Source organism: Solirhodobacter olei (assembly GCF_004010155.1).
Classification (GTDB): domain Bacteria; phylum Pseudomonadota; class Alphaproteobacteria; order Rhodobacterales; family Rhodobacteraceae; genus Solirhodobacter; species Solirhodobacter olei.
In genome coordinates this window covers 184,422-196,849 of record NZ_RRYH01000012.1, presented here as the reverse complement: position 1 = coordinate 196,849, position 12,428 = coordinate 184,422, and the positions used below count along the sequence as shown (strand labels likewise).

13 protein-coding genes are annotated in these 12,428 nt (G+C 66.5%); 12 read left to right on the top strand and 1 reads right to left on the bottom strand.

The features are described from left to right. Positions 1-138 precede the first annotated feature (138 nt). The 11 genes from EIP85_RS10645 to EIP85_RS10595 all read left to right on the top strand — a co-directional run bounded on the left by EIP85_RS10645 (position 139) and on the right by EIP85_RS10595 (position 9,802). Positions 139-1,155, top strand: coding sequence for an amino acid ABC transporter substrate-binding protein (locus tag EIP85_RS10645; RefSeq protein WP_127902167.1), 1,017 nt, complete (start codon positions 139-141; stop codon positions 1,153-1,155). A 143-nt stretch (positions 1,156-1,298) separates the two neighbouring features. Next, positions 1,299-2,552 carry an amino acid ABC transporter permease gene (locus tag EIP85_RS10640; RefSeq protein WP_127902166.1) on the top strand — a complete coding sequence of 418 codons (1,254 nt, stop codon included), beginning with the start codon at positions 1,299-1,301 and terminating at the stop codon, positions 2,550-2,552. 1 nt (position 2,553) lies between these two features. Continuing rightward, complete coding sequence (locus tag EIP85_RS10635; RefSeq protein WP_127902165.1) at positions 2,554-3,861, top strand: amino acid ABC transporter permease; 1,308 nt, start codon at positions 2,554-2,556, stop codon at positions 3,859-3,861. Positions 3,862-3,871: 10 nt separating this feature from the next. Next, entirely contained in the window at positions 3,872-4,639 is a 768-nt protein-coding gene (locus tag EIP85_RS10630) for an amino acid ABC transporter ATP-binding protein (RefSeq protein WP_127902164.1), read from the top strand. Between the two features lie 196 nt (positions 4,640-4,835). Continuing rightward, positions 4,836-5,702 carry a hypothetical protein gene (locus EIP85_RS10625; protein WP_127902163.1) on the top strand — a complete coding sequence of 289 codons (867 nt, stop codon included), beginning with the start codon at positions 4,836-4,838 and terminating at the stop codon, positions 5,700-5,702. Further along, on the top strand, positions 5,699-6,130 hold the full coding sequence (gene acpS / locus EIP85_RS10620) for a holo-ACP synthase (RefSeq protein ID WP_127902162.1): 432 nt from the start codon (positions 5,699-5,701) through the stop codon (positions 6,128-6,130). Before EIP85_RS10625 ends, acpS begins: the two co-directional genes overlap by 4 nt. Before the next feature lies 1 nt (position 6,131). Further along, positions 6,132-6,920 (top strand): signal peptidase I, encoded by a 789-nt coding sequence (gene lepB / locus EIP85_RS10615; RefSeq protein ID WP_127902161.1) that lies wholly within the window; start codon positions 6,132-6,134, stop codon positions 6,918-6,920. A gap of 106 nt (positions 6,921-7,026) precedes the next feature. Continuing rightward, positions 7,027-7,806: a signal peptidase I gene (gene lepB, locus EIP85_RS10610; protein WP_127902160.1), complete on the top strand. Its 780-nt coding sequence runs from the start codon at positions 7,027-7,029 to the stop codon at positions 7,804-7,806. Then, the gene (gene rnc, locus EIP85_RS10605) at positions 7,803-8,486 is read left to right on the top strand and encodes a ribonuclease III (RefSeq protein ID WP_127902159.1); all 684 of its coding nucleotides are present in this window, start codon (positions 7,803-7,805) and stop codon (positions 8,484-8,486) included. The genes lepB (EIP85_RS10610) and rnc overlap by 4 nt, the downstream gene beginning before the upstream one ends. A 66-nt stretch (positions 8,487-8,552) precedes the next feature. After that, the gene (gene era / locus EIP85_RS10600) at positions 8,553-9,461 is read left to right on the top strand and encodes a GTPase Era (protein ID WP_127902158.1); all 909 of its coding nucleotides are present in this window, start codon (positions 8,553-8,555) and stop codon (positions 9,459-9,461) included. 8 nt (positions 9,462-9,469) lie between these two features. Then, on the top strand, positions 9,470-9,802 hold the full coding sequence (locus tag EIP85_RS10595; protein WP_127902157.1) for a DUF1491 family protein: 333 nt from the start codon (positions 9,470-9,472) through the stop codon (positions 9,800-9,802). A gap of 3 nt (positions 9,803-9,805) precedes the next feature. Here EIP85_RS10595 and EIP85_RS10590 read toward each other — a convergent pair whose 3' ends face one another. Beyond that, positions 9,806-10,564, bottom strand: coding sequence for a sulfite exporter TauE/SafE family protein (locus tag EIP85_RS10590; RefSeq protein ID WP_127902156.1), 759 nt, complete (start codon positions 10,562-10,564; stop codon positions 9,806-9,808). Positions 10,565-10,724: 160 nt separating this feature from the next. Here EIP85_RS10590 and EIP85_RS10585 point away from each other — a divergent pair, with 160 nt between their 5' ends. Beyond that, positions 10,725-12,389: an acyl-CoA dehydrogenase family protein gene (locus EIP85_RS10585; protein ID WP_127902155.1), complete on the top strand. Its 1,665-nt coding sequence runs from the start codon at positions 10,725-10,727 to the stop codon at positions 12,387-12,389. Positions 12,390-12,428 lie beyond the last annotated feature (39 nt).

The window sequence follows — 12,428 nt, the reverse complement described above, 5'->3', positions numbered from 1 at the left end:
TTTCCGACACAAGTCTTGACGTTTTCTTGATAATTTGGACAAATTCGTGAACCGTTGGGGATGCCCGCTGCAAGGGTTCGGCGGCTCCGGATTTCGTTCAAACGCCCGAAGTGGCGACGACAACAGGAAGAGGACGTTATGAAAACTACCGTAATGCTGGCCGCCGTGGCGGCGGCGGGTCTTGCCGCATCCGTGGCCTCGGCCGGCACGCTGGACGACGTGAAAGCGCGTGGCGTGCTCAACTGTGGCGTGAACACCGGACTCGTCGGCTTCGGCGCGCCGGATGCCAACGGTCACTGGAGCGGCTTCGACGTCGCCATCTGCCGCGCGGTTGCCGCCGCGGTGCTGAACGACCCGAACAAGGTGAAATTCGTGCCGACCACCGGCGAGACGCGCTTCACCGCGCTCTCCTCGGGCGAGATCGACATGCTGGCCCGGAACTCCACCTGGACCTTCAAGCGCGAGAACGACCTGAAGCTGACCTTCGTGGGCGTGAACTACTACGACGGCCAGGGCTTCATGGTGCGCAAGGATCTGGGCGTGAATTCCGCCAAGGAACTCGACGGTGCCACGATCTGCGTGCAGACCGGCACCACGACCGAGCTCAACCTTGCCGACTACTTCAAGTCGAACAACATGAAGTACACGCCGATCTCGATCAAGACGGACGCCGAGGGCAAGCAGCAGTTCCTCGCCGGCGCCTGTGACGCCTACACCACCGACGCCTCGGGCCTGGCCGCGCTGCGCGCCACCTTCGAGAAGCCGGCGGATTACGTCATCCTGCCCGAGATCATCTCCAAGGAGCCGCTCGGCCCGGTGGTGCGCCAGGGCGACGACCAGTGGGCGTCGATCGTGCGCTGGACTCTCTTCGCGCTGATCGAGGCCGAGGAGAAGGGCGTGACCTCGAAGAACCTCGACGAGATGGCCAAGGGCACCAACGATCCGGAGATCAACCGTCTGCTCGGCAGCTCGGACAACCTCGGCTCGATGATCGGTCTCGACAAGGAATGGGCCAAGCGCGCGATCGCCGCGGGCGGCAACTACGGCGAGATCTTCGAGGCCAATATCGGGGCCTCCACGCCGATCGGTCTTGCGCGCGGCCTGAACGCGCAGTGGAACAAGGGCGGCCTGATGTACGCCATCCCGTTCCACTAGGATCACGGGCAAGGACCGGGCGCCCCGATGGGGGCGCCCGTTTCGCTGAAGGGAACGGACCAACGGACCCTTAGGGCCGGAACGCCCGAAAGCGCTGACCAGAACAAAAAGCCGCAGCGACGTCCGAAAACGGGGAAAAATCCATGAGCCTAGCCGGAGAACAGCCGAAACGCGCCTTTCGGTTGAGCATGCTGGTCTACGACTCGAGGTATCGGGCCTATACGATCCAGGTGTTGTTCATCGCCGCGCTTGCCGTCCTGATCGGGTGGCTGGTCAACAACGCGGCCGAGAACCTTGCCCGGCTCGGCATCACGCCGGATTTCTCGTTCCTGTGGAACCGGGCCGGCTACGACATCAGCATGAAGCTGATCCATTACACCAATGACAGCACACATGGGCGGGCCGCGCTGGTCGGGCTGATCAACACGCTCTTCGTCTCGGCGCTCGGCTGCGTGACGGCGACGATTCTGGGCGTGGTTGCGGGCGTGCTGCGGCTCTCGAAGAACTGGGTGATCGCGCGGCTGATGACGGTCTATATCGAGGTCGTCCGCAACGTGCCGCTGCTGCTCTGGCTGCTGGTCATCTATGCGGTCTTCACCTCTGTGACGCCGTCGCCGTCGGAGTTCCGCGGCACCCATCCGAAGGCCGAGATGTGGTTCTGGGGATCGACCGCGATCACCAACCGCTACGTCGCGCTGCCCTCGCCGGAATTCTTCCGCTCGCTGGGCAATGTCGACCTTGGCATCTTCAAGGTCAGCCTCGACCTTCTTGCGCTGATCGCGGTGATCGTGGCGGGCGTTCTGGTGCAGCGCGCTCTGCGCCGCCGCGCGACGCGGATCCAGGAGGCGACGGGCCGGCGGCCGGCGACCTGGTGGGCGCCGATCCTTTGCATCCTGGTGCCGGTCGTGGCGCTGCTGATGCTGCTGGGCTTCCACCTCGACGATCCGCGGATCCGGGGCTTCAACTTCTCCGGCGGGATTCTGGCGCCGAATTCCATCTTCGCGCTGTGGTTCGGGCTGTCGGTCTACACCGCCACCTATATCGCCGAGATCGTGCGCGCGGGCATCCTCGCCGTCTCCAAGGGCCAGACCGAGGCCGCCCATGCCCTGGGCCTGCGCCCGCGCCGGACGATGAGCCTTGTCGTGCTGCCTCAGGCGCTGCGCGTCATCGTGCCGCCGCTGATCTCGCAGTTCCTCAACCTCACCAAGAACTCCACGCTGGCCTTCGCCGTGGCCTATCCCGATCTCGGCGCGACGCTGGGTGGGATCACGCTGAACCAGTCCGGCCGGGCGCTGGAATGCATCCTGCTGATGATGGTGACCTATCTCGCCATCTCGCTGCTGATCTCGGCGGTGATGAACGCCTACAACCGCGCCGTCCGGCTGAAGGAGCGCTGACATGGCAGACACAGACGCCTTCTTCCGCACCGAGATGCTGCCGCCGAAGGAGCCGCCGCTGAGCCAGCGCGGCGTCTGGAAATGGATGCACGAGAACATGTTCTCGTCCATCGGCAGTGGCGCGTTGACCGTGCTGGGCATCCTCTTCGTGCTTTATGTCCTGGCCTCGGCCTTCCCATGGTTCGCGCATTCCGTCTGGCATGCGGACTCATTGCGCCAGTGCCGCGACATCGTCCACAAGACCTGGGGCCCGGGGACCGACGGCGCCTGCTGGGCGGTGATCCGGGCGAACTGGAACCTCTACCTTTACGGGTTCTACCCGATGGAGCAGATCTGGCGGCCGAACCTTGCCTTCCTGCTGCTTCTGGTCGCCCTGAGCCCGATTCTCTTCAGCCGCCTGCCGCGCAAGATGATCTGGTTCTCCGCCTGCTACCCGGCACTGGCTTACTGGCTGATCTGGGGCGGGACGCTCTGGATCTCGGTTACCATCATGGCGGGCTTCGCGGTGGGCGCGCTGGTGCTGCGGTTCCTCGGCCGCATCGCGGGTACCGCGCTCGGCGTGGGGGGGGCGGTGCTGGGCGCCGTGCTCTGGTGGCTGTTCGTAGCCGCGCCGGTGGCGACGGCTTTGGCCGATATCGTGCCGCTGCACCTGACCTTCGTGCCATCGGACAAGCTGGGCGGGTTCCTTCTGTCTTTCATCACCGGCATGTGCGGCATCGGCTTCTCGCTGCCGATGGGGATCCTGCTGTCGCTCGGCCGCCGCTCGGACATGCCGATCATCAAGACCTCCTGCGTGCTCTTCATCGAATTCGTCCGCGGCGTGCCGCTGATCACGCTGCTTTTCACCGCGTCGTTCCTGCTGGCCTATTTCCTGCCGCCGGGGACCACCTTCGACCTGGTGCTGCGGGTGATCATCATGGTCACGCTCTTTTCGGCCGCTTATATCGCAGAGGTGATCCGCGGTGGCCTGGCCGCGATCCCGCGCGGGCAGTTCGAGGCGGCGGATGCGCTTGGCCTAGACTACTGGAAGGCGCAGCGGTTGATCGTCATGCCGCAGGCGCTGAAGATCTCCATCCCCGGGATCGTCGGTGTCTTCATCGGTCTTTTCAAGGACACCACGCTGGTGATCATCGTGGGCCTTCTCGACCCGCTCATGGGTATCTCAAACGCCGTCCGCGCCAACGTTGCCTGGAACGGTGTCTACTGGGAGCCCTACATATTCGCTGCAACAATCTTTTTCATTTTCTGCTTCGGCATGTCGCGCTACTCGATGTATCTCGAGGGCAAGCTGAAGACCGACCATCGCTAGGGAGTTCGACATGGCTGAAGCCGCCAGGATGCAGGTCTCTCACGAGGTCGCCGTCCAGATCACCAAGATGAACAAGTGGTACGGCACGTTCCACGTTCTGCGCGACATCGACCTGACGGTGCATCGCGGCGAGCGGATCGTGATCGCCGGGCCCTCGGGCTCGGGCAAGTCCACGCTGATCCGCTGCATCAACCGGCTTGAGGAACACCAGGCCGGCCAGATCATCGTCGACGGGACCGAGCTGACGGGCGATCTGAAGAACATCGACAAGGTGCGCTCGGAAGTCGGCATGGTGTTCCAGCACTTCAACCTCTTCCCGCATCTGACGATCCTGGAAAATCTGACGCTGGCCCCGATGTGGGTGCGCAAGACCCCGAAGCGCGAGGCCGAGGAAACAGCGATGTATTTCCTCAACAAGGTGAAGATCCCGGATCAGGCGCAGAAATACCCCGGCCAGCTTTCTGGTGGCCAGCAGCAGCGGGTGGCCATCGCGCGCTCGCTTTGCATGAAGCCCAGGATCATGCTCTTCGACGAGCCGACATCGGCGCTCGACCCGGAGATGATCAAGGAAGTGCTCGACACCATGATCGAGCTGGCCGAGGAGGGGATGACGATGCTTTGCGTCACCCATGAGATGGGCTTCGCCCGTCAGGTGGCGAACCGGGTGATCTTCATGGATCAGGGCCAGATCGTCGAGCAGAACGAGCCGAACGAGTTCTTCAACAACCCGCAGTCGGATCGCACCAAGCTGTTCCTCAGCCAGATCCTCGGCCACTGAGGGGCAGGGTTGGGGGCGTTCAGCCCCCGCGGAAACCCGACCCCGCAAGCCGTGCTTTCAGCCAGCACCGACCTGCCGGCGCGGCGGTCTGCAACGACGGCGGCGCCGCGCGCGAAATCCTGAGCCGATGACCCTCTGCCCTCATGGACTTGGCGGCCGCGGCGTGGTCCTATGCGCCGCAAGTCTGGAGGAATGGATGTTCTGGCGCCTGGTGAAACTGCCGTTTCGGATGTTGATGGCGCTGTCGAAGAGACTGCTTGTCGCGCTTTTCCTTCTCGCGCTGGTGCTGGCCATTGCGGGGGTGAGTTCCAACGTGGTCTTCTCCTCGCTCTCGGATCTGGTGGAGGCGGTGGTGCCGCAATATTCGGTCCGCGCGGAGCAGACCCGGCTGCTCGCGGCCGCGCGAAAGCGGGCGGAGAACGAGACCCGGCGGGCCGATGCCGCGGTGGCGGCGGCGAGTGACCTGAAGGATCGCAACGCGGCGCTGAGCCAGAACAACGATGCCCTTTCGGCCACCAATGCCGCGCTGAAGCAGCAGGGCGACACGCTGACCCAGGCCAATGCCGCCCTGAAGGCGGAGAACAAGACCCTGGCCGCGAAAGCCGCGAAGGCGGAGGTCACCTACCAGGGCCGCACCATCCCCGCGGCCGAGGCGGTGGCGGAGGCGACGCGTGCCTTGGCCGATCGCATCGCGGCCGATGCCAAGCGCCGGCTCGCCGTGGCGCCGGGCGAGGCGATGCCTTTTTACGGCGTGCCGCTGGTCGCGGCCGGCACCGCGCAAGACCTGCAGGACGACTGCGCCGCGATGCGCGACCTGCACGGGCTCGACGTGGCCTTCAATGCCGCGACCGCGCTGACCGATCAGGGCGTCTGCGAGCTGAACCCGCCGGAGGCGGGCGCGCTCTGGGCCCGGGTGCGCAATGATGCGACGGCGCTCTGGCAGGCGCTCTCGGATCGCTTCAACGGGTTGCCGACGCTGGTCGAACCCCCTGGCTGGGACGCGCTGCTGGCGCAGGGCGAGGCGCTGATCACGCCGATGCCGCAGGTGACGGCCAAGCCATGATCCTCGGCATAGGCACCGATCTCGCCAATATCGAGCGGATCGCGGGCACGCTGGAGCGGTTCGGCGACCGCTTCCGCAACCGCGTCTTCACCGAGATCGAGCAGCGGAAGGCCGAGCGGCGGGCCGACACGGCGGGCACCTACGCCAAGCGATGGGCCGCGAAGGAGGCCTGCTCCAAGGCGCTCGGCACCGGCCTTCGGATGGGGATCTCGTGGAAGGACATGGCGGTCGTGAACCTCCGTTCCGGCCAGCCGCAGATGCATCTGACCGGGTGGGCGGCCGAGCGGCTGGCGAAGATGACACCGCCGGGGCACCGAAGCGTGATCCACGTGACCTTGACGGACGATCATCCTTGGGCTCAGGCGATCGTGGTGATAGAGGCGCTGCCCGAGGCCGTAGACGCCGGGGACGACAAGAGGACGGGATAGAATGGCTCGCAAGGAAAAGAAGGAAGAGGGCATCGTCGACACGATCAAGACGGTCGTCTACGCGTTGCTGATCGCGGGCGTCTTCCGCACGCTCTTCTTCCAGCCGTTCTGGATCCCCTCGGGGTCGATGAAGGACACGCTGCTGGTCGGCGACTACATCGTGATCAACAAGATGGCCTATGGCTATGCCGCCGTCTCCTGCCCGTTCAGCTTCTGCCCGATCCCGGGGCGGATCTTCGGCTCCACCCCGAAGGTGGGCGACGTGATCGTGTTCCGCCACCCGGCCAGCAACGAGGACCTGATCAAGCGTGTGATCGGCGTGCCCGGTGACACGGTGCAGATGAAGCAAGGGCTTCTCTACATCAACAACAAGCCGGTGACGGTGAAGCCCGACGGGACGTTCAAGGAGACCTACGCGCCCCAGGGGCCGCAGGGCGACCTCCCGCGCTGTGACAACGGGCCGGTGGGTATCGGCGGCGAGTGCGACAAGCAGCGCTACCGCGAGACCCTGCCCGGCGGCGTGACCCACGACATCCTGAACATCCAGAACGACGGGCCCTACGACAACACGCCGCTTTATACCGTGCCGAAGGGCGATCTTTTCGTGATGGGCGACAACCGGGACAACTCGGCCGACAGCCGGGTGCCGGTCTTCAGCGGCGGTGTCGGCATGGTGCCGATCAAGAACGTGCTCGGACGGGCCGACATGATCATCTTCTCCTCCGCCGGGCGGTCGCTGTTCTACTTCTGGACCTGGCGGGCGAAGCGGTTCTTCAAATGGATCGAGTGACTGTCGAGGCCTGATCAGGGCAGCGGACCGGGCCGGGCCCCGCGCTTGACACGCGCCCTGCGCCCGCGCATGTAGCCCGACAGGGCAAGAGCGGGACGGGCAGCGGATGGTGCGGGCGGTCGAAGGCATTCTCGACACGGTGAAGACCATTGTCACCGCCCTCCTGATCGCCGGGGTCTTCCGCACGTTCTTCTTCCAGCCGTTCTGGATCCCCTCCGGCTCGATGAAGGACACGCTTCTGATCGGCGACCTGCTCTTCGTCAACAAGATGGCCTACGGCTATTCCCGCTATTCCTGCCCCTTCGACCTGTGCCCCTTCGAGGGCCGCATCTTCGCCACCATGCCCAAGCGTGGCGACGTGGTGGTCTTCCGCCACCCGGTCAACGGCGAGGATTACATCAAGCGCCTGATCGGCCTGCCCGGCGACACCGTGCAGATGCGCAACGGCCGGCTCTACATCAACGGCAAGGAAGTGCCGGTGAAGGATGACGGCAGCTTCGTCGAGAAGATGCGCCCGCAGGGCCCGATGGGCCAGTATCCGCGCTGCGCGAACGTGCCCGTCCCGCCGGGCGGCGACTGCGTGAAACAGCGCCAGCGCGAGACCTTGCCCGATGGTGTCACGCACGACATCCTGAACATCATCAACGATGGCGAGGCCGACAACACGCCGGTCTTCAAGGTGCCGAAGGGCGAGTTCTTCTTCATGGGCGACAACCGCGACAATTCCGAGGACAGCCGCTTCCCGCAGGATGTCGGCGGTGTCGGCTTCGTGCCGTTCCAGAACCTGATCGGCCGGGCCGACAGGGTGATGTTCTCCTCTGCCGGTCGCTCGCTCCTCTATTTCTGGGACTGGCGCCCGGGCCGGTTCTTCAAGGCGATCCAATGAAGCTTGCGGCCGATCTCCAGGCCTTCGCGGAGCGGCTCGGCCACGGGTTCAAGCGGCCGGAACTACTGTTGCGCGCCGTCACCCATGCCTCGATCTCCGCCCCCTCGCGGCCGGACAACCAGCGGCTGGAGTTCTTGGGCGACCGTGTCCTGGGGCTGGTGATGGCCGAGGCGCTGCTGGCCGCCGATCGGGGCGCGAGCGAGGGCCAGCTGGCCCCGCGCTTCAACGCGCTGGTGCGCAAGGAGGCCTGCGCCGACGTTGCACGGGAGCTGGACCTGGGCGCTGTCCTGAAGCTCGGCCGGTCCGAGATGATGTCCGGCGGCCGGCGCAAGGAGGCGCTTCTCGCCGACGCGATGGAGGCGGTGATCGCCGCGGTCTACCTCGATGGAGGCTTCGAGGCTGCGAAGTCGGTGGTTCTGGCCCATTGGGGCGGGCGGATCGACGCGGTGGAGGCCGACGCCCGCGACGCCAAGACCGCGCTGCAGGAATGGGCCCAGGCACGCGGCCAGACGCCGCCCGCCTATGCCGAACTGGCCCGCGAGGGGCCGGACCACGCGCCGGTCTTCACTGTCGAGGTGCGGCTGGCCTCGGGGGAGGCCGCGCGTGCCACTGCCGGTGCCAAACGGCAGGCCGAGCAAGCGGCGGCGCGGGCGCTTCTGGAGCAGTTGGAGGCGGGCTGACGACTGCGGCTCTGGCCAAGTGGTGCGAAATCAACTATCGCAGCCGGCAGCCAATCCGAGGAGCCCATGTCCAAACGCGCCGGTTTCGTTGCCCTTATCGGGGAGCCCAATGCGGGCAAGTCGACCCTCCTGAACAGGATGGTCGGCGCCAAGGTCTCCATTGTCACCCATAAGGTGCAGACGACGCGGGCCCGGATCCGGGGCATCTGCATGGCGGGCGAGGCGCAGATCGTCTTTGTCGACACCCCCGGCCTGTTCCGCCCGCGCCGCCGGCTGGACCGCGCCATGGTGGCGGCAGCCTGGGGTGGCGCCGCGGATGCCGACCTGATCGTGCTGCTGATCGAGGCCCATCGCGGGCTGACGGACGGCGTGCGCAGCATCCTCGACGCGCTGAAGGAGCGGCTTTCGCCGAAACAGCGCGTGGCGCTCGCGATCAACAAGATCGACCGGGTGAAGGCCGAGGCGCTTCTTGCGCTGGCCGAGGAGATGAACGCGGCCTTCGCCTTCGAGCGGACCTTCATGATCTCCGCCGAGCGTGGCCACGGGGTCGAGGACCTGCGCGACTGGCTGGCGGGAGAACTGCCCGAGCACGAATGGTATTACCCGGAAGACCAGATCGCCGATGCGCCCATGCGCGCTATCGCCGCCGAAATCACCCGCGAGAAGCTGACGCTGCGCCTGCATGAGGAGCTGCCCTACCAGTTGACGGTGGAGACCGAGAGCTGGCGGGACCGCGACGATGGCTCCACCCGGATCGACCAGATCATCTATGTCGCCCGCGACGGCCACAAGGGGATCGTGCTTGGCCACAAGGGCGAGACGATCAAGGGCATCTCCACCGCCGCCCGGGCGGAGATCGCCAATTTCCTTGGCCGGCCGGTCCACCTTTTCCTGCAGGTGAAGGTACGCCCGAACTGGGAAGACGAGGCCGAGCGCTATTCCGAGATCGGGCTCGAGTTCAAGGACGGGGACTGACCCCGCCGATGGCGCGGCTCACCTCCAGCTTTTGGGTGCATGCCTATCTCGCGCGGCTGCGGCAGGCCGATATACCGGCCTATGTTACCGCGCATGGCGATGATACCGCGGGCGCCGTGCTGGTGAAGCTCGCCACGCTCGACGGCCGGGCGCAGGCCTTCCAGCGCTCCTTCGACCTCATGAGCGGCGCGCGGACCTGGGTGACGCTGGCCGAGGGGGCGGAGCGGGAGGTGGACGAAGCCATCGCTCGCCAGCGTGGCTTCGATCCCGACCTCTGGGTGATCGAGGTGGAGGACCGGCAGGGCCGCAGCCTGCTCGACCAGGACGGGCTCAGCGACTGACGCTCAATACCCCAGCGCGCGGCGCAGCAGGTTGAGGCCGGCGAGCGCCAGAACGATCAGCGTCCAGCGTCGGAACCGCGCGGCATCGAGCCGGTCGTGCAGCTTGAAGCCTGCCCAGATGCCCAGGAGGGCGGGCAGCACGAGGGTAGCGCTCAAGGGTGCGGTCGCGGCGTTCAGGATGCCGGAGCGCAGGTGGCCGGCCAGCAGCATCACCGCGCCGATCAGGTACACGACGCCCTGCACCCGCATGCCTTCGCGCTTGTCGATGTTGAACGACAGAAGCATCGCGATCAAAGGCGGCCCCCAGACGCCCGAGAGCCCGCCGTAGAACCCCGCGATCGCGCCGGAGATGATCTCTGCCCGCGGCCGGTTATGGGCGGGGAAGCGCAGCTCCAGCCCGCCAAGCTGGCTCAGCGCGAAAAGCGAGATCGGCAGGCCCAGCGTGCCCAGCAGCAGCGGCGCGGGGATGGCGACGACGAGCTGGGAGGAGATCGCGATGAAAATGCAGAGCGTGATCACGTGGCGCCGCCAGTCGTAAAGGCTGGCCAGCGCGGGGCGTAGGCCCTGCCGGAAGGCCTGGATCAGGTTGGTGGCCACGGTCGGCAGGATCAGCGCCGCCAGCGCCTCGTGCGCGGGCAGCAGGGAGGCGAGGCCGGAGATCATCAGCATTGGCATGCCGAAGCCCACCGCGCCCTTCACGAAGCTGGCAAACAGCGTGACCGCGATCACGCCGATCAGGATATGCGGTGGCAGATCGAACATTTTTCCCCGTCCCTCAGGGCGTTTCTAGCCTGCCCGAGCGGGAGGTACAGGTGAAATCTGATGCGACATGTTTGTGCGCATTTTCGGGCGTAAACGAATTAATGTTGCGCTGCGGTTGCGAAGCCCGTATCACGATGCGACCGCAGAAAGGATCCGACTCATGCCGCATGACGGGGTCGCCATGACCGATGCTGCCCTCCTGCCCGACCTTGCGGAGCTGACCGCCGCCGCGGTCCCGGAGCTTCACGCCCTGCGCGACCGTGCGGTGGCGGCGCTGCGGGCGCGCGTGGCGCCCGACGGCGCGCCCTCCGCCGCGGCTCTGGAGGCGGAGCAGTTCGCGGCCCATTCCGCGTCATGGCTCGCGACCTATGTCGAGGCGCTCTCGGCGCTGCAGGACTGGGCGCTGCGGCTTCGGGCTGCCGGCCGGTTCGGCGAGATCGAGGCGCTGATCCTGCAGATCGGCTTCGGCGAATACCTCGCCCAGATCGCGGGCGGGATCCCGATGAGCCAGGGGGAGGTCGCGCGCTTGCAGGACCTTGGCCTTTCCCCCGGGTTCGGCGCGGCGGCGGAGCGCCTCATGGCCCGGGGCAACTCCGCCGCCGCCCGATCCCGCCTCGCGGCGCTGATGGCCGAAGGGCAAGGGCAGGCGACGTTTGGCGCAAGCGGGCTCGACGACGAGCTGGAGATGATCCGCGACCAGTTCCGCCGCTTCGCGGACGAGGAGGTCATCCCCCATGCCCAGGGCTGGCACCTGAGGGACGAGCTTATCCCGATGCCGGTGATCGAGGCGCTGGCGGAGATGGGCGTCTTCGGCCTGACGATCCCGGAGGAATACGGCGGCTTCGGCCTGTCCAAGGCCTCCATGGTCGTGGTTTCGGAGGAGCTTTCGCGCGGCTATATCGGCGTGGGCTCTCTCGGCACCCGTTCCGAGATCGCGGCGGAACTGATCCTTTGCGGCGGGACGGAAGCGCAGAAGGCGCATTGGCTGCCGAAGATCGCAAGCGGAGAAATCCTGCCGACGGCCGTCTTCACCGAGCCGAATACCGGATCGGACCTCGGCGCGCTTCGTACCCGCGCGGTGCGCGACGGAGCGGACTGGCGCATTACGGGCAACAAGACCTGGATCACCAACGCCGCCCGGGCGCATGTGATGACCCTTCTGGCGCGCACCGATCCGGAGACCGACGACTGGCGCGGCCTTTCGATGTTCCTCGCCGAGAAGGCGCCGGGGACGGAGGCGGACCCTTTCCCCACGCCCGGCATGACTGGGGGCGAGATCGGCGTGCTCGGCTACCGCGGCATGAAGGAATACGAGCTCGGCTTCGACGGGTTCCGCGTCTCGGGCGAGAACCTTCTGGGCGGCGCGCCGGGGCAGGGGTTCAAGCAGCTCATGCAGACGTTCGAGAGCGCCCGGATCCAGACCGCGGCCCGCGCCGTGGGTGTGGCGCAGGCAGCGCTTGAGGCGGGGCTGGACTACGCCAACGGCCGGCAGCAGTTCGGCAGGCCGCTTGCGGCCTTCCCGCGCGTGTCCGGCAAGCTCGCCATGATGGCGGTGGAGATCGCGATCGCCCGCCAGCTGACCTATCGCGCGGCCTGGGAAAAGGACCATGGCCGCCGCTGCGACCTGGAGGCCGGGATGGCGAAGCTTCTTGCCGCGCGGGTGGCCTGGGCCGCGGCCGACAATGCGCTGCAGATCCACGGCGGCAACGGTTTCGCACTGGAATACCGCATCAGCCGGATCCTCTGCGATGCGCGGATCCTCAACATCTTCGAGGGCGCGGCCGAGATCCAGGCGCAGGTCATCGCGCGGCGTCTTCTGGGCTGAGGGTTGCTCCGCGGGCGCCCCGGCCCTAGCTTGCCCCGG